18 protein-coding genes are annotated in these 17,256 nt (G+C 37.3%); 9 read left to right on the top strand and 9 right to left on the bottom strand.

What is annotated here, in order from left to right; all coding sequences use genetic code 11:
- Positions 1–114: 114 nt before the first annotated feature.
- Together BW935_RS14370 and BW935_RS14365 are read right to left on the bottom strand one after the other, a co-directional pair.
- Positions 115–1,266 carry a glycosyltransferase family protein gene (locus BW935_RS14370; RefSeq protein ID WP_076502514.1) on the bottom strand — a complete coding sequence of 384 codons (1,152 nt, stop codon included), beginning with the start codon at positions 1,264–1,266 and terminating at the stop codon, positions 115–117.
- A 4-nt stretch (positions 1,267–1,270) separates the two neighbouring features.
- Positions 1,271–2,134 (bottom strand): UDP-2,3-diacylglucosamine diphosphatase, encoded by an 864-nt coding sequence (locus BW935_RS14365; protein ID WP_076502480.1) that lies wholly within the window; start codon positions 2,132–2,134, stop codon positions 1,271–1,273.
- Between the two features lie 328 nt (positions 2,135–2,462).
- Between BW935_RS14365 and BW935_RS14360 the strand changes: the two genes are divergently transcribed.
- Entirely contained in the window at positions 2,463–2,810 is a 348-nt protein-coding gene (locus BW935_RS14360; RefSeq protein ID WP_139325555.1) for a hypothetical protein, read from the top strand.
- Here BW935_RS14360 and BW935_RS14355 read toward each other — a convergent pair whose 3' ends face one another.
- Both BW935_RS14355 and BW935_RS14350 read right to left on the bottom strand, forming a co-directional pair.
- A complete protein-coding gene (locus BW935_RS14355) occupies positions 2,811–4,154 on the bottom strand; it encodes a sensor histidine kinase (protein WP_076502478.1) in 1,344 nt (447 codons plus the stop codon). It abuts the gene before it with no gap.
- Complete coding sequence (locus BW935_RS14350) at positions 4,144–5,526, bottom strand: sigma-54-dependent transcriptional regulator (RefSeq protein WP_076502477.1); 1,383 nt, start codon at positions 5,524–5,526, stop codon at positions 4,144–4,146. Before BW935_RS14350 ends, BW935_RS14355 begins: the two co-directional genes overlap by 11 nt.
- Positions 5,527–5,741: 215 nt before the next feature.
- Between BW935_RS14350 and BW935_RS14345 the strand changes: the two genes are divergently transcribed.
- Entirely contained in the window at positions 5,742–6,170 is a 429-nt protein-coding gene (locus tag BW935_RS14345; RefSeq protein WP_076502476.1) for an FKBP-type peptidyl-prolyl cis-trans isomerase, read from the top strand.
- Positions 6,171–6,226: 56 nt separating this feature from the next.
- On the opposite strand, the gene BW935_RS14340 is transcribed toward BW935_RS14345, so the two are convergent.
- The 5 genes from BW935_RS14340 to hemA all read right to left on the bottom strand — a co-directional run bounded on the left by BW935_RS14340 (position 6,227) and on the right by hemA (position 11,413).
- Positions 6,227–6,673 (bottom strand): T9SS type A sorting domain-containing protein, encoded by a 447-nt coding sequence (locus BW935_RS14340; protein WP_076502475.1) that lies wholly within the window; start codon positions 6,671–6,673, stop codon positions 6,227–6,229.
- 80 nt (positions 6,674–6,753) lie between these two features.
- The gene (locus tag BW935_RS14335) at positions 6,754–7,581 is read right to left on the bottom strand and encodes a hypothetical protein (protein WP_076502474.1); all 828 of its coding nucleotides are present in this window, start codon (positions 7,579–7,581) and stop codon (positions 6,754–6,756) included.
- Complete coding sequence (locus BW935_RS14330; protein ID WP_076502473.1) at positions 7,578–8,339, bottom strand: UDP-2,3-diacylglucosamine diphosphatase; 762 nt, start codon at positions 8,337–8,339, stop codon at positions 7,578–7,580. Before BW935_RS14330 ends, BW935_RS14335 begins: the two co-directional genes overlap by 4 nt.
- A gap of 122 nt (positions 8,340–8,461) precedes the next feature.
- The gene (locus tag BW935_RS14325; protein WP_076502472.1) at positions 8,462–10,030 is read right to left on the bottom strand and encodes a WG repeat-containing protein; all 1,569 of its coding nucleotides are present in this window, start codon (positions 10,028–10,030) and stop codon (positions 8,462–8,464) included.
- A gap of 111 nt (positions 10,031–10,141) precedes the next feature.
- The gene (hemA, locus tag BW935_RS14320; protein ID WP_076502471.1) at positions 10,142–11,413 is read right to left on the bottom strand and encodes a glutamyl-tRNA reductase; all 1,272 of its coding nucleotides are present in this window, start codon (positions 11,411–11,413) and stop codon (positions 10,142–10,144) included.
- A gap of 299 nt (positions 11,414–11,712) precedes the next feature.
- Here hemA and BW935_RS14315 point away from each other — a divergent pair, with 299 nt between their 5' ends.
- From BW935_RS14315 to BW935_RS14285, 7 genes are all read left to right on the top strand, one after another.
- On the top strand, positions 11,713–12,327 hold the full coding sequence (locus BW935_RS14315) for a ComEA family DNA-binding protein (protein ID WP_245802711.1): 615 nt from the start codon (positions 11,713–11,715) through the stop codon (positions 12,325–12,327).
- 107 nt (positions 12,328–12,434) lie between these two features.
- Positions 12,435–12,803, top strand: a complete 369-nt coding sequence (locus BW935_RS14310) for a hypothetical protein (protein WP_076502469.1) — start codon at positions 12,435–12,437, stop codon at positions 12,801–12,803.
- Between the two features lie 196 nt (positions 12,804–12,999).
- Complete coding sequence (locus BW935_RS14305; RefSeq protein ID WP_076502468.1) at positions 13,000–13,569, top strand: RNA polymerase sigma factor; 570 nt, start codon at positions 13,000–13,002, stop codon at positions 13,567–13,569.
- On the top strand, positions 13,562–14,329 hold the full coding sequence (locus tag BW935_RS14300) for a hypothetical protein (RefSeq protein ID WP_076502467.1): 768 nt from the start codon (positions 13,562–13,564) through the stop codon (positions 14,327–14,329). The genes BW935_RS14305 and BW935_RS14300 overlap by 8 nt, the downstream gene beginning before the upstream one ends.
- 22 nt (positions 14,330–14,351) lie before the next feature.
- The gene (locus BW935_RS14295; RefSeq protein WP_076502466.1) at positions 14,352–15,380 is read left to right on the top strand and encodes a hypothetical protein; all 1,029 of its coding nucleotides are present in this window, start codon (positions 14,352–14,354) and stop codon (positions 15,378–15,380) included.
- 50 nt (positions 15,381–15,430) lie between these two features.
- Complete coding sequence (locus BW935_RS14290; protein WP_084565962.1) at positions 15,431–16,222, top strand: outer membrane beta-barrel protein; 792 nt, start codon at positions 15,431–15,433, stop codon at positions 16,220–16,222.
- A 10-nt stretch (positions 16,223–16,232) separates the two neighbouring features.
- Positions 16,233–17,177: a DUF4097 family beta strand repeat-containing protein gene (locus BW935_RS14285; protein WP_076502513.1), complete on the top strand. Its 945-nt coding sequence runs from the start codon at positions 16,233–16,235 to the stop codon at positions 17,175–17,177.
- Positions 17,178–17,256 lie beyond the last annotated feature (79 nt).

The following is a 17,256-nucleotide window of genomic DNA, read 5'->3' as shown; positions in this document are numbered from 1 at the left end:
TTTAGCAGACTAGATGGGCTAAAAAGATAAGGATGTATGAAAAAGGTATAATTATTTTTTCGAAATCGTTTGAAAACAGTGCTTTGGAAATTCAAATGACAGTTTCCAAGCTGTTTATGCTTTTTGGGTTATTGTCAAATGTGCCTTAAAGTATGGATTCGCGAGTTTTGATTTGTGAGGTTTCGAGTTCAAAGGATGATTGATCAATTGATTCAATAGCTTGTCTAATGATTTGATCCAATCAGACATTTGATTTTTGGATTGGTCATGACTTGTGATATAATTGTCAAATAAAGCAAAATCAAATTCATGATGAGCGATGCCTGCTCCTGCAGCCTCCCCATCTATGGCATTACAAGCTTGCTCATATTGGCCTGCCACAGGCACCATCATCACGGGTTTGCCCAAATACATGGCTTCACAAATAGACTCAAAGCCTGCTGTACTCAATAGTCCTCGGCACGCCGCCATCTTAGTTAAGAATAAGTGATCATCAATTTGATGAAATGTGATATTAGGAAGCGGGTTTTCTAACTTGAGCGCTTCAGGATTATCCCAGAAGGCTTCTATTTTGATCTGTGGATTAGTTTTTCCAAATCGAATGAGCTCTTCTGCATAGCCTGGATTGACCATATAGCAAAGGATGAAATCTTCTTGGCTTGGACTGAGTTCAAAAAGTGATTTGCGCAAAAGTGGAGGAATGATGACGAATTTGGGGTCACCTGGGGCCATTTTATTGAAAGAGAGTGCGAGGATTCGATCAGCATTTAGAGCTGTTAGCTTGTTGTTGAGTAGAAAGAGCTCTTTTTCAAAATTCTTAGAAGGAGCAAACCTAAACTTAGGATGTGCTGTCAAATATTGATGACCGATTACCCAAAAAGCTGATTTGGGACGGTAGCAGAAGTTATAGACACCTGCAAGCAAATCATAAAAATTGATGATCACATCTGGCTGTTGGCTCAGCACAATCTCGTTGAGGAGTTTGAGTGATTTGAGGAATTTACCAGTTTTGAATAAGTTATAGGTGAGTGTTCTTCTGAGGAGGATCTTCTTGTTTGCCTTATCGCTGATAAAATTCGGGCTTTCAAAAGTGACGACTGGAGCGGAAAGGCTTTCGTAGACAAAATTTGGTATTTTTCTTCTTTTGCTTTTGCCAATGCAAACTGATACAATTTGATGACCTTTTTCTTCTAGCATAGATGCTAATGCAATCGCTTGGGTCATGTGGCCTCTCCCTTCCCCTTGGACTATGAAAAGAAATTTCATGGTTTTAAAGCATAAAGGGTGGCTTTTGATCATCTTGAAGATTCTGAAATGCCACAGTTTTCAATTCTTGATAATTAATTTTTGGTAATTCTTCTTGGATGCTTTCTTCCTGTGTTCGTTTCTGTCTAAAATTGATTTCATTGTAATAGATCAATTGCCAGTTGCCTGCTTCATCTTCGGCCAAGGCTGACATGGTTTCTACCCAATCTCCCGAATTGAGGTACTCAATCCCTTCTATACTTCTATTCTCAGCTTTGTGAATGTGACCGCAGATGATACCATCACAGCCTTTGGCTCGGGCCATTTTTGCAAGTTCTTCTTCATATTGATCTATGTAGGATACCGCAGACTTGACTTTCCCCTTGATATATTGACTTAGTGAAAAATACGGAAGGCCTCTTTTTCTTCTATGGTAATTGACCAATCTATTGAGCCAAAGTAGAAAAGTATAGCCTATATCTCCTAGGTAGGCGATCCATCTCAAGTTGGTCGTGACACTATCAAAAATATCCCCGTGTGTGATGAAGTATTTTTTTCCATTTGATTCATATATCATATCCGCAAGAATGGAAAGATTCCCTATCTGTAATGGAAGAATCTGATCTAAAAAATCATCATGATTTCCTCTAAGGTAATAAACCTTGGTGTTGTCACGCTCGATCATTTTGAGCATCCGATTGAAAAACCTGGTGTGTTTCCGCTTCCACGAGCCAGATTTCCGTAGCTGCCAACCATCTATAATGTCTCCATTGAGAATAAGGTTTTCACAGCTATACATCTTGAGAAATTGGGCTACTTCTTTGGCTTTGGATCCCTTAGTTCCTAAATGTACATCTGAGATCACGATGGTTTTGAAGTGTGTTTTCAAAGTCTTTCAGTTTTGATTGCAAGGTAGCTGCTCACTATAAACTGATGATGAATGTAGCGTTATGAAAATGAGATATTTGTGTTTGAAAAAACTAAGTTTATGAAATCTGAGTTAAGTGAATATTAAATTCAAGCATGGCTTTTGTTTCCAAAACTTTGAACTCAGGCTAATCGTTAGTAATTTGGCTTAAATTATTGAAAATGAAATGAAAAAAGGCTTTATATATATTTTTCTAGCATTACTTTGCTTTATGTCATGTAACCAAGATGACAAGGATCCTCAGTTTAATATTTTGGGTTATTGGAACGTAAGCCTTGTTAGCGCCCCTATGACAAATACGGTTTTGTCAGGAGATCAGATTGTGTTTTCAGAGCGCTATATTTTCAATGATGATGGTACTTTCATCAAGTTTTCTACGAGGAATAATCGATCCTTGGAGCCATTGTCCGAACCGATTCAGGCCTTAGGTTTGTATGAAATGAAAGACGCATTGGATCCTAGTCATGTATTTGAGTTAACTTTAATTTTTGAAACCAACCGAGGGATGGCGGCAAATTGTGGCAACGATGGTGTTGAAAATCTTCTCCTTACCAAAGAAAATAGATTGGTCAATAATTCTTGGTCTGCCTGTGATGGATTACATTTTGTCTACCAAAAGAACTCGAGTAGGTTTTGATTAAGCATTGAAGATTAATTTAAAAGTAGTTCCTTTTCCTAGTTCTGATCTTACTTGGATATTTCCCTTATGCCGTCGCATGATTTGTTTTGACAAGCTCAGACCTATGCCAGACCCTTTTTTCTTTGTAGTGAAGAAAGGAATAAAGATTTTTGAAAGTGCTTCCTCTTCTATTCCCTTGCCACTATCGTTTACTTCAATGATTATTTTGCCAGATTCATCTATAAAAGCATCAATTGATAGCACTTTTGTAATGGATGTTTCCATTGCATGAATGCCATTGTGAACTAGATTGATAAGCACCTGCTCGATGAGGTTTTGATCTCCGAATAGAATTAGGTCATCAGGAGTGACTGTACACTTGGTCATAATCTGATTGCTTTCAAACTGATGCTGCATCAAGGTCTCTAGTTGCTGTAATAAAGTCTTCAGATGAATCGTGCTGAACTTGGGGTTTGGTATATGCGCAAGACTTCTGAAGTCTGATACAAAGTTGATCAAACCTTCACTGCGTTTTTCGATGGTCGTAATTCCCATTTGGTAATCTTCCAAATCATCAAGGGCTGCTGGGAGATTTTGTTCTATTTTATGTTCGATTTCTCCTTTGATCGTGGAGGCAAGTGATGAAATCGGTGCGATGGAATTCATGATTTCATGAGTCAGCACTTTGACAAGGTTCTGCCAAGCTTCCATTTCTTTCTCTTCTAGTTCACTTTGAATATTCTGAAGCGAGACTAGCTTGATCTTCACATCCCGCATGACCAATTCGATGACGTAAACGGAAAGCTGCATGATACCATCAGGATGTGCGATTTTGATCAATTCACTCCCGCCTGTTCTCAGTCCATGTATGGCTTGGTGAAGTTCTTTGTTGACAGATTCAATTTCAGTAATAAAGTGGAGCTGCTCTATGTTCAGCATGCGTTTGGCTGCTGTATTTAGAATTTGAATCTTCCCATCTTCTTCAAATGTGATCAGTCCAATGCTGAGATGTTGGAACACAGATCGGAAATATTGGTAGTTGGCTTCTTTTTCAGCTTGGTCTTCTTTGAGTTTAGCTAGGATGGCGTTGAATTCTATATGAAGGTCGTCAGTTTCTGTTCCATCAAATTTGACAGGAAAAACGCTCGTATAATTATCCTGTTTGATGTTGTCCAAAAACTGTCGGACTTTTTTGAAAGAGCTCTCAGCATAACTGATCAAAAAAATGATCTGAGCCAAGATTAATATAATAAACAGGGATGTGGCAAACACCCCTGCTCCATTGAGGATAAAGTAAGAAAGTAAGAAAATCGATGCTGCGAGTAGGATAATCCTTCCCGCTAGCCCTACTTTATAATCCATATTTTTCTAATCTTCTATAAAGAGAGGCCCTCGTTAGTCCCAGCTCTTTTGCCGCTTTTGATATATTACCACCATTTTTGTCAATGGCCTTTTGGATGACATTTTTCTCTACTTCATCTAGGTTGTACGATGCAGGAGTGGATACTTTATCATTCGTAGGTTTGGAGCTAAGAAAAAAGAAGTCTCTACTGTCTAACTCTTCTCCTTCTGCCATGATGATAGCTCTCTCTATGGCATGCTGAAGTTCTCTGATGTTTCCAGGCCAGTTGTATTGTTGTAATAGTTGCATAGCAGCAGGCTTGAATCCTTTGAAGTCCTTTCTGTATTTCTGTCCATAGATTTTCAGGAAGTGTTCAGCCAAAAGTGGAATATCATCTTGACGCTCTCTCAGTGGAGGGAGGAAAATCTCTACGGTATTGATTCTATAAAGCAAATCTTGTCTGAAAGTATTGTCCATGACCATGTCATGCACATGCATGTTGGTAGCGCAGATTAGCCTGATATCTACAGGGATTGCTTTATTGGTTCCTATTCTTGTGACTTCTCTTTTTTGAAGTACAGTGAGCAGTTTAGATTGGAGAGGCATACTCAAATTTCCGATTTCATCCAGGAATAAGGTACCCTTGTCTGCGATTTCAAATCTACCAGCTCTATCCTCTTTGGCATCGGTGTATGCACCACGCTTGTGACCAAATAGTTCGGATTCAAAGAGTGATTCCGTAATTGCCCCCATGTCTACACCTACGAAGATTTCATCCTTCCTAAGAGACCTATCATGTATCGCACGAGCGATCAATTCTTTTCCGGTACCATTTTCTCCTAAAATTAGAACATTAGCATCTGTCTGTGCTACTTTATCTATGATCGAGAAGATGTTTTTCATAGAAGCACTGGTGCCAATGATATCAGCATAAGGCTTTTTGAGATCAGATTGTAGTTGTTTCTGTTTTTTGGAAAGTTTATCTACCTGATCATAGCTTTCTTTGAGCCTGCTAGCCGAAGTTAGGGTGGCCAGAAGTTTTTCATTCTGCCATGGCTTGAGGATAAAGTCTGAAGCCCCCTCTTTTAGAGCTTTGACTGCCATTTCTACATCACCAAAAGCCGTTATCAAAATTACAACAGCCTTAGGGTCTATCTCTTTGATTTGTTTGAGCCAGTGAAAGCCTTCTTTGCCAGAGGTGGTGTCTTCAGTGAAGTTCATGTCCAAAAGGATCACATCATAACTGTTGTTATTGACTAAAAATGGGATACGTCGGGGATCTTTTTCGATAGTAACTTCCTTTGCATACTTCTTCAAGTGCATTTTGGCTGCAAAAAGTAAGTCTTCATTGTCATCTATGATTAAGATTTTGCCGAGTTGCTGATTGTCCATGTTTACCAATTGTTTTTCTGATATTCAGTCAAAATAATGCCATTCGCAAAAAAGCTTATTTCTAGCTCATTTAAGCAATATTACAAATAATACTGTTCAAATACGAACAATTTTTGAACGTTTATGGACGCTTTGCAGGATACTGTCCGCTGAGGTTTTTATCCCTATCAAAAATACCTACCTTTGTGATTTACAATAAATAATAAAAAATAATTATGTCATTAGCTAGTAAAGGAAATTCGGTAAAAGTTCACTACACGGGTAAATTGAAAAGCGGAATCGTATTCGACTCTTCTGAAAATAGAGAGCCGCTTCAGTTTGTCCTAGGTGATGGAAATATGATCAAAGGTTTTGATGCAGCTGTTCATGGAATGCAAGTTGGAGAAGCAAAGTCTGTCACTATCCCTTCAGATGAAGCATATGGTGAGAAAAGAGACGATATGATGGTGGATATTCCAAGAGCAGAGGTTCCTGCCAATATTAGTCCTGAAGTAGGTATGGACTTGACACTTCAAGGGCCACAAGGACAGCCTATGCCAGTAAAAGTAGTCGCAGTAGATGAGGAGAAAATTACTTTAGATGCAAATCATCCATTAGCTGGAGAGGATTTGATTTTCGATATTACCTTAGTAGAAATCGCTTAAGCATAGCTTGCGTGTATCAATAAAAAAGTCGCTGGAATTTGATTTCAGCGACTTTTTTATTCATTAACTTGTGCATTACTGCCACTGCGCTTTCCTGGTGGAATGGCGTAGATGCTTTTTGTAATATTGTATTTAGCATTTCCCACTTCTACTACAAATAGTTGACTTTGTACATTTGAGAAGTCAAAGGTCTTCTTGTTTCCATCTTCTGGATTGATTCTGTCTTCATGAATCAAATTTCCAAGTGTATCAAAAACCTTGATTTTTGTAATTACTGTTGGTTTTTTTTCCAGTATTATGGTGAATTTTTTTATTCCTTCAGATTGTAAATCAAAAGCTACCATTTCTCTGTTGAGCGTGGAAGGGAAAGAAATTTCTGTTTCAACTTTAGCCCTTTTCTTAAAAATTTGACCAAAAGCTTCAAATGAAAAAAATAACATAGTCATCATCAAAACTGATGCGAAGTGTGTCATTTTAGGCTTAAGGTTTATAGGTTTGTTCATGAACTACAAAATTGCAAAAATCAAACCAGTTTATTGCAGAAAAATGAAAGCTTTTAACAATTTTTTATAAGATGTGTCGTTTATCGCTGATTTAAGGGTGATAAAGCCTTGTCGTAGATCAAAATTTCTGATAAGTTGTAAAAAATGACAGCCTTGTCGGAAATTAAAATTGAGTGGTTATTCACCTCTTTTGGAATTGTGAAAGTGGAGGCTTTGGTATTGACATAATCCATGAAGTGAATAAGTCCATTCTTAACATACACCAATTCTTGTTTTGTGAATGACAAAGCTTGATCGGTATTGAATGGTAATATTTTGATTAAGTTGGCTTGGTTGTCTAAGATACTGATGCCCTCGTCTTTGATGCGAAGAAATACCAAGTTTTGATATTCTTTGATCTCCTGAATCATCAAATCAGAATTGGTCAAGATCAAATTGAGAGGTTGTTGCTGTATGATTTGATTTCTTCGATGATCGAATTGCTTGAGGCTAAAGTCAGATTCGTCATAGATCCAGATGATGTTATTATTGCCTAGCGTGGCAGCTTTCCCCAAATTGATGCCTTTCGTTTGAACTCTGTTTTCAGCTATAGGATTGAGAAACCTATCCAGAATTCTATATTCTTGGAGATCTATAGAGTAAGTGAAAATATTGACTGTCCAAGAAGCTTCTAAAAAGTCTATACGCCCTTGGCGGCTCGGAGAAAAGTTATTGACAAAATCACCAAATCTATCATATTGGTAGATATCCCCCTCTTGATTTGCCATCATGATGAAGCCCTGATTGTCTAAGGATACAGCAGTGATTCGGTTTTGTTTTATGACGATAGGTTCTGACCATTCATTTTCTTGCGCCCATAGAAAAGGACCAAAACAAAAGAATGACATAATCAAAAAAAACCTTTTCATGCTTCGAATTTTTTGAGCTTTAACCCTTCATTATCAAAAACAGCATAGGTGAATTGACTGACCCATTCTCCAAGGTTGATGTATCTGGATTTTTCTCCCACAGGAAGATCCAGAGGCAAATGCCTATGACCGAAGATGAAATAATCAAAGGCTTTACTTTGGTCGATTTGCTTACAATAAGCCCAAAGCCATTCATCATCTCCCTTAAAATGATCTTCATTTTTACCCATATTTGTCAGTCGGCTATTGCTAGACCACCTGTGAGCAATTCTGATGCCGATGTCGGGATGAAGCCATTTAAACAACCATTGGCAAAAGGGGTTAGTGAACAGTTTTTTAAGCAGCTTGTAGGTTTGGTCTCCAGGACCTAGCCCATCTCCATGACCAATTAGGAAATGCTTGTTTTCTATGGTGATCTCAATAGGCTGATGAAACACTGGGATGCCAAGCTCTTGGCTGAAGTAATCCTTCATCCATAAATCATGATTGCCTGTAAAAAAGAAGATTGGGATACCTTGATCTCTTAAGTTGGAGATTTTAGAAATGAACTTGACAAATCCTTTGGGGATGACCTTGTCATATTCAAACCAAAAATCAAATATATCACCTACCAAAAAAATAGCTGCGGCATGATCTTCAATACTGCTTAGCCACTGTATGATTTTTTCTTCTCTTTGCCTACTTGATTTTTCGTCAGGAGCTCCTAAGTGAAAGTCTGAGGCAAAAAATACTTTTTTCTGATTGAGCTGGATGTTCATTTCATAGCGTTCGACCTTCAAATATAGAAATTAAAGGTTGATTCGATTGGGTGGGGATGAAATAAAAGTATTGATCAAAACAGATATAAATAAGAGATGCTAGTGAAATAAAGGGTTTTATTTTAATCTGCTTTTCGTTTTTTGTTGCTTTTCGCGTCAATTTCGATAGGGAGTATAGGCGTATTGTCTTTGGCTAGAATACTTTTGGAAGAGGGGTCGAAGAGGATTTGGTGATAATGTATGGGTAGTCTGAAATTACCATCTTCATCAAGAATCCCATATTTTCCATCTTTTCTAGCTAAAATAATATCAGTAGACTCTCTTCTCAAAAGCTCGTATTGAGGAAAGAGAATTTCCTTACCATTTGGATTAATTAATCCAAAATCCCCTTTAATTTCTGTCAGATAGTAATTATCAGGGAGTAAAGAGATTTTATCATACCCGTGTTCTGTGATAATAGCTCCATTAGTATTAATCAGTTTACTTTTTCCGTCTTTTTTGACGATCGCTAGCCCCCTATGAAAATCTTTAGCATCTTCATAAGTATTTTGAAGATTAAAATTTCCTTTGCTATTGATATAAGTCCATTGACCATTGAGCTTTACAGCTGCCATACCATTTGAAAATTGCCTAGCTTCCTCAAATTTATTTTCAATTACCCAAGAACCAGACTTATTGATATATCCCAATTTCCCATCTTTGATAGCGGGATAGAGGTTTTCACTTCCAGGTAGAATAGCGTCTACTCCTCCGATTGGATTTACCTCCCAGCCTGAATTCCCTAATAGCCCTACTTTCTTTTCTCTTGTATAGATATTGTACCAGTTTTTCCCAATAGGTTTGACTGCTTCCATTCCCGTCATGTCTAAAAGTATACCATCATTTTTCATGACCCTTCTGAGTTTGCCGTGGATATACTCGAGTAGGATGTTGTTTTCAAATGTGATTTTATGATAACTGGTGTAGTTGATGTCAACTTTCTCTTCTCTACCCTTGATTAGCATGTATTGATTGCCATCGAAAGCATAAAAATAATCATCCTCTAAATGAACCATGTGATCAATGATCGGATCCAATACGTATCGGCCTTCTCTATTGATCAAACCATAGCCACTATCTTCTTTAGAAATTAAAAAGTTCTCGTTGACTTCTTTGATTTCTATATAGATTCGATCGGGATCAGCGGAAATGGGTAAGAAATAGCCTTGTGCTCCTTTTGCTATGACTTGGCCATTTTGAGCTAGGGTTGCATTTTCAAATTCACCAATCATATGATTAGTTCTATTCATTCGGTCATAGACCCAGTATTTATTTCCTTTTTTAGCGAGTAGACGGGTATAGAATGTTTGGATTTCATCATATTCGAGTGCAAGTATCTCTTCTCCATACTCGTGGAAAGCTCCAAAGCCCTGCTTACTTTCAACAATGATCCATGGTTCGATAATTTGATTGATGCTGTGTCCTTTGAGATTAAGGAATGGTCGAAACTCTTTGCTCAGTAAATTTACCTGATTATTGGTTTTTCCAATCCTGATCTGCTCACTTAAAAAGTTGATATCTTCATTAAGAATCCTAGATTTCAGCTGAATATTTTGGTCATATATTTCCCATGTTTGTGCTAAGCCTAAGAAAGAAATCATTGTAAAACCTAGACCGAAAAGCCCCAACTTAATCGTACGCATAATTCTCATAAATCAAGTAATTTGAGAGGTAAAATAAGCGCTTTGAATCTGTAATTCAAAAAATAACTTGACATAAGAAGAAATAAAAAAGGATGCCTTTTGGCACCCTTAGGATATTTTTTAGCTTTTCTTTTCACTGACTTTTTCTAAATCAAACAAATCAGATAGAAGTTCTATCATTTGATCTGCCTGATCTCTCTGGCAAGCAGCCTTTAATTGTACTACAGGCACCTTGAGAATCTTTTGCATCATGCTCTTTGTCACCCTCTCAACGATAGCTTTCTCTTTTTCATCAGCATTTTTGAGGAATCTTTCCATTTCCTCTAGTCTGATTTGCTCTAAAGCATTTTTTAATTTATTGATGGTAGGAGATACCATCATTTCTTTTTTCCAATTGTAGAACTCCTCAATACTTTCGCTGATGATGCTTTCTACTTTAGGAATGGAATCAAGCCTTTTTTCTAATGTCTCAGAGGCTTTGCTTCGAATATTATCAACATTGTATAGTAATACCCCAGGCACCTCTTCTATTGATGTCTCAATGCTCCTTGGGACAGAAAGGTCTACAAACAACTTATAGCTTGCAATATCAAATTGGCTAACCAACTCCTTGGTGATAAATGGCTCAGATTTCATGATTGAAGATACTATCACATCTGCATATTTCATAGCAGATACAGCGTTTTCAAATGGAATCACATCAAAACCCATTTCATCAGCTAATACTTTTGCTTTGTCAAAAGTTCTGTTGGTGATGGTGACTTTAGCCTCAGGTAGGTGCACCATATTTTTAGCTACATCTTCGCCGATTTCTCCTACGCCAATTAACAAAATTCTAGGTTGGTAGGTATTAGAAGTCAATTCTTCAATCAATTCAACTGCTGCATAGGATACAGATGCAGCTCCATCTCTGAAAGCCGTTTCCTGTACTACTCGCTTGTTGGTAAAGAAGATTGTGTGCATCAAGCGATGTAGGAATGGACCTGCCATATCTAGGTCAGCAGAAGCTTGGTAAGCTCTTTTTACTTGATTTGCTATCTGCATATCACCAATCACTTGAGCCTCAAGCCCCATAGACACCTTGAATAAATGGTCTATGGCCAACCTGTCATTATTGATTATTTTAAAATACTCTATGTAATCTACGATTCCTGTGATACCTTTCTCCACACCGATAAGCTTGATTATCTCAGTACTCAAATCAAGGTCATGCGAGTAATAAATCTCAGTTCTATTACAAGTGGACAAAATCAAAGTGTCTGTAATGCTAAAAAAGTCTTTCAGTTTGACCAAAAGTGAATGAATAGAGGCCTCGTCTAAAGCAATGATCTCCCGGATTTGAACAGGAGCACTCTTGTGAGATAAACTTATAGCTCTAAAGTTGTTTTGCATTTCAGGTAATTTACGGTACAAATTTAATTCATTAAACAGAGCAAAAGAAAATTTTGAAGAATGTCTGATTAATTTAAAATCTGTCTAAATAAGAGTTTTTATTTTCTTTATTCAGATACAAATATCGCCATTCTTGACTTCATAATCCAATTTTATTAACTTATGACCTATAGATACGATCTATAATGGAATCTTGGATTTACTTTTCATTGATTTAATTGCTGTCGGGTATGGTCAAAAAGATTTATTTTTTCTTCAAAACCTATTTTGGGTTCACCAACAGGGAATCGAGGGGGTTCATGTTGTTATTACCAATTGTTGTTTTACTCTATGCTATTCCTATTGTCTACGAACATATAGTTTTGAGTAGAAAATCTTTAGACAACGAGCACTACTTGTCTCAATTGGACAGTTTGGAGAAAAGTGGTTGGATCCAAATGGCATCTATGCCCAATTACCAAAATTCAATTGCTGATACATCGCGAAAGCAGTCTAGTAATAGAAGGCAAGAAGTTTACAAGAAGTTGAATTTTGAAGAAGCAGATTCTATTGTGCTTCAAATAGTACCAGGTATTGGTCAAACAATGGCAGGTAGAATTATCAAGTTTAGAGATGGGTTAGGAGGAATGCATAGCAAGGATCAGCTACTTGATGTTTATGGGATGACAGAGGAAGTCAGCGCAAGAGTTTTTGAATTTTTTGAGTTTTCGCCGGGAATCAAATCAAAGATTTCGATCAATACTGCAGATGTCCAATCTCTTGCCATGCATCCTTATATTAATTATGGTTCTGCAAAGGTGATTGTTGCGTATAGAGATCAACATGGTCCATTTGCTTCAGCTGATGACTTATTCAAAGTGCGAATTTTTACAGAAGAATGGATCAATAAAATCAGGCCCTACCTTACTTTTTGAATTGGTAAAAAATACCCTGAACAGGGTATTTTTTCAAAGTGATTGTTTAGTTAATTTTAACTTATTGTAATTCAATTTGTTGTATAACTTTTAACCCTACTACTTTTATGATAATAGAAAAAAGATACTGCAAGAAATGTAACGAGCCAATTTATGGACGTTCGGACAAGGTGTTTTGCGATGATGGATGTAGAAATGCTTACAACAACATTCATCGAAAGGAAACCAACGATTGTGTTGTAAAAATTTACAAGCAATTGCGGTTAAACAGAAAAATCCTAGAAAAAATTTACACTGGAGGGGTTGGAAATGTAAGAGTACCCAGGAACAAAATGTTGAAACTGGGGTATAATTTTCTTTACCTTACCAATTTCCAGGTAGATTACAAAGGTGACCAATATGAATACTGCTTTGATTATGGATACTTGGTTTTGGACAAAGACTGGGTATTGGTAGTCAAAGATATGTTTGAGTGAAAAGTAAAATCACTGTTGATACAATCTTTGATCATTTGGGAGTTTTTCGGAGCTCCCTTTTTTGTGGCCTCTATCTATTTTCTGACCTTTTTTCCCAATACATTTAAGAATGATTGATAATAATTAACTTTTTTTCACAACTTCATGCAACCAATTTTTGAGAACCTGCATCTACCTACTTGAAAGACGATTTACAATGTTTGGAAATAGAATTTTTAGAAGTGAACAAGATATCATCGAAGGATGCAGAAGGGGAGACCGAAAGGCTCAGCGCATACTTTATGATAGCTATTCTAAAAAATTCTATGCGATCTGTCTGAGATACATCAAAGACAGAGACCTAGCAGAAGATGTATTGGTAGAAGCTTTCATGAAGATCTTTGAGAAAATCAATCAGTTTGAATCCAAAGGAAGTTTTGAAGGATGGATGAAAAGAGTAGTTGTGACCCAGTCATTGCTGACACTCCGAAATAACAAGAACTTACTGATGGAAGTCAATTTAGAATCAGAAGGAGATTACAACCAACCAAGCTACGAATCTAATCATCTTGAGGCTGAAGAGCTGATGGATTTGGTGACTAGCCTGCCTACTGGATACAGAACGGTATTTAACCTTTATGCGGTAGAAGGCTATAGTCATGCAGAGATTGCAGAGCTTCTAGGGATAACTGAAAGCACCTCAAAATCTCAATTGAACAGAAGTAGAAATTTGCTAAAGCAAAAAATAGCCGAACAAGAACTTAAAGAAAGGAGAATCAATGGCTAAAGAAGATAAAAGAATAGACGAGTTGTTTCGAAATAAACTCGCTAATCATGAAGTGAAACCCTCAGCGCTTGCATGGGAAAAATTGGAAAGTCAATTACCTCAAAAGAAAGGGGGAGTTTATTTCCCATTGATGCGAATTGCTGCATCCATACTAGTATTGCTGGGCTTGGCTTATCTAGGCTGGTTCCTATCCAATGACCTAGTACAAGAGGATATTCCAGTAGCCTTCAATGAATCGGTACCCTCCTTCAATCAAGAGTCCGAAAACTCGGTAGATGTTGACAATAAACAAGTAGAGGAGGCTTTCAAGGATGATTCTGAAAATCAAAGTCAATCACAAGTCAAGAAGACGAGTTCTAATCCTTCGCCTAAAGCAACAGCTGTAAATGTTGATGTTTCTAAAAAACAAGAAACAGTACAAAAGCAGGAATTGGTAGCTGAGGTGAAAAACGAGATGGAAAAGAGCACTGAGCTTTTGGATTTGCCAGAATTGAAGTTGCCAGAGTTGAAAATTGAAGAGGCCATAGCAGAAGCCAAAATAGATGACACACAAGAGGAGGTGTCATACACCATTACCATACGAGGAAGTGGAATCAAAGAAGCAGAGCCTGCCAAGCAAGGGCTGATAGATGAAATTGAAGAAAAAGTAGAAAAAATAGGTGGATTTCTAAACAAAGTAGATCAGGGTTTTGCAGAACTGCAGGATGCAAAAAACAATCTTTTTGCCACAATCACCACTAGAAAAGAGAGAAGTAAATAAGCAAAATTTGAATTAAAGACTTATGAAAAAATATTTGTTGTTATTCGGTTTAATGGCTATAGTACAGTTTGCGTTTGGAAACAGCCATATGGGGAAATTTGCAGAAAAAGACAGCATCATTGTTGAATTTGGTAAATCTGGTAAGATCGTATTGATTATTGAAAGCAAAGAGGATTTTGATAAGCTCAAAGCGATGGATGTCAATGAAATCATTCGACAATTGGACATAGAACTAGATAAGGAAACTGGTGAGTGGAATATTGTAGAACAAAAAGCCAAGATTGGTAACAAAGAGATCATCACAGTCAGAGAACAAGGGCCTGAAACAGAGGTGACTGTAGGGAGGGTAAAGGTGACTGTAGACGAATCAGGAGGGAATACCAAAGTGAAGGTTGAGTCTGGTGAAAAGAAAGTGAAAAAAGAACAGACCTTCAGAACTTTTTTTAATATCGATTTGGGTATCAATACTTATTTGGATGGAGACGGTAATTTTCCTTCCTCAGCAGAGCCTTTTGCTACTAAGGGTTGGGGAAGTTGGAATGTTGGGTTGAACTGGATGGCCTCTCAGCGAATCGCTAAAGGTTTTTATTGGGATTTCGGGATAGGTTTCCAGTGGTATAACTTCAAGTTTGAAAATAGAGATTTTCAAGCGGTGAGAGGTGATGGAGAAATAGATTTCATCCAAAGAACAGATGTGAATGGATTCAAAAGTAAGATTTCTGCGTCTTACCTGACTGCTCAGTCCTTACTCAAATTAGATTTTGGAAGGATGAATGATAATGGTGACAAAGGACTGAGAATAGCTGCTGGCCCATATGTTGGTTACCGTGTAGGAGGTAGAAGTAAGTATGTCTATCGAGAGCTAGATGGTGGAGGAAGAAGAAAGGAGAAACTTAATACTGGGACCTATTTGAGTAATTTAAGATATGGTCTAAGAGGTGAAGTAGGTGTAGGTAGATTCAATTTCTTCTCAACATATGACCTCAATACGCTCTTTCAAGATGGTCGTGGTCCAGAGTTGCATCCGATCACATTTGGGGTGATATTTTAAATACAACAAATTAAAAGATTGATTATTTCTGAATAGTAAAATGTAATTATATGAAAAGGCTTTTTTTAACATTTACAATGACTATGATCTGTATAGGAGTCATTATGGCTCAAGAGCAAGACACTGTTGGCAAAGAGGTTGTGAAGTCCCGAGATTTTAGAATGTTTGGTGAGGAATGGCATTATGAAAAGTATGAAGACAAGACTTGGAGCTTAACAACAGAAGGTGGTGCCATTGATATGGAAGGTAAAAAGAAGCGTAGACATGAGCGATCCCTCAACCTTGATTTGGGAATTAATACTTGGTTGGAAAATGATGCAGCACCTCAAGTAAAACCTTGGGGAAGTTGGATGGTGGGGATCAATTATCAGCATCAATATAAGCTTGGTAAAAACTTCTCTTTGAATCCTGCCATTGGTGTGAATTGGTTCAATTTCAAGTTTGAAGACAGGAATCTAATAGCTCAAAGAGGAGCTGATGGAATCCTTTTTGAGCAGTTTGAAGATGGAGAAGGAACCAAGTCAAAAATCACTTCATCTTACGTAAATCTGAGTTTTATTCCCACTTTTCATACTGCAAATGGTAAATTCAGATTCGGAGTTGGTCCATATGCAGGGTACAGATTAGGAGGAAGAGGCAAGTTTGTTTTCGAAGACGAATCTGGTTCAAGAAACAAGACTTTCGATAGAAATAATATGTTCGCTAACAATTATAGGTATGGAGCAAGATTGGCCCTTGGGGTAGGAGGGACTGACTTTTTTTTCAATTATGATTTGAACGAATACTTCCAAAAGGACAAAGGGCCACGAGTAAATGCAATTAGTTTTGGTATCATTTTATAACTCTAAAGAAATGAAAAATTCAATAAGTATATTTCAAATTATTGTTGGTGTGCTCGTGCTTATGGTGTCATCAGAATCGATTGCTCAAAGGCAAGTTTTGATTGATACAAAGCGGGATTTTAGTGGTATCCAGAGAATAGAAGCGAGTAGCGGTATGTTGGAAATGGAGTACTTAGGTGATCCTAACAAGCAAGATGTAAGTGTAGATGTGTACTTGGAGTCCACCAATACAAATCAGGATGTTGTTTTTGTAGCCGTCGGGGATGTGTTGAAAATCACCTATCAGCAGAATAATAGTGGGAGCAATTCCTGGAAAGGTAGTCAAACTAAAGGTTATATTAAAATTTCAGGTCCGGAGCAAATGCTTTTGGAACTTAGTGCAGGATCTGGCACTATCAAAGTAGATCAAGTTATTGCTGCACAAACAAAAGTCAGAGTAGCTTCTGGTAGCATGGATGTTTCTAATGTGACAGGTGCTTTAGATGCCAAAGCATCATCCGGAAGAATTAGTATCAGGGGGTTGAATGGTGATTTGATGATGAGTGCATCATCAGGTTCAGCTTCCTTGACAGACATCATGGGTAAGGCCAATGTAAGCTTGGTAAGTGGTTCAGTGAAAGGAAATAATATTGAAGGTCCATTGTCACTTAAAATTAGCTCAGGAAGTGCCAAACTAGCACAGGTTAAGCAAATTGAATCAGTCAATTCAGTTTCAGGCTCAGCAGAGTTTACTAAGTCAGGCTTATCAGATTTAACCAATCTAAAATCTAGTTCAGGGAGTATAAAAATTAAAACCACATCGAGTATTGAGGATTATAACTATAATTTAAAAGCTTCTTCAGGTTCATTGCGAGTGGGGAATAATTCAAAAGGGAAAGCACTTCAAATCAATAACGGCTCTTCAAAAATTGTCAATGGATCTGTCGTTTCTGGTTCGATCAGTATTGAAAATTAATGTTTTAAATAATCAACAATTGGAATAAAAAAAGCGACTAGGATCACTTAGCCGCTTTTTTTTATTTGGTTTTTGAGCG

The sequence above is a fragment of the Belliella pelovolcani genome (assembly GCF_900156785.1).
Lineage (GTDB): Bacteria > Bacteroidota > Bacteroidia > Cytophagales > Cyclobacteriaceae > Belliella > Belliella pelovolcani.
This window is presented reverse-complemented; position numbering and strand designations above follow the sequence as displayed.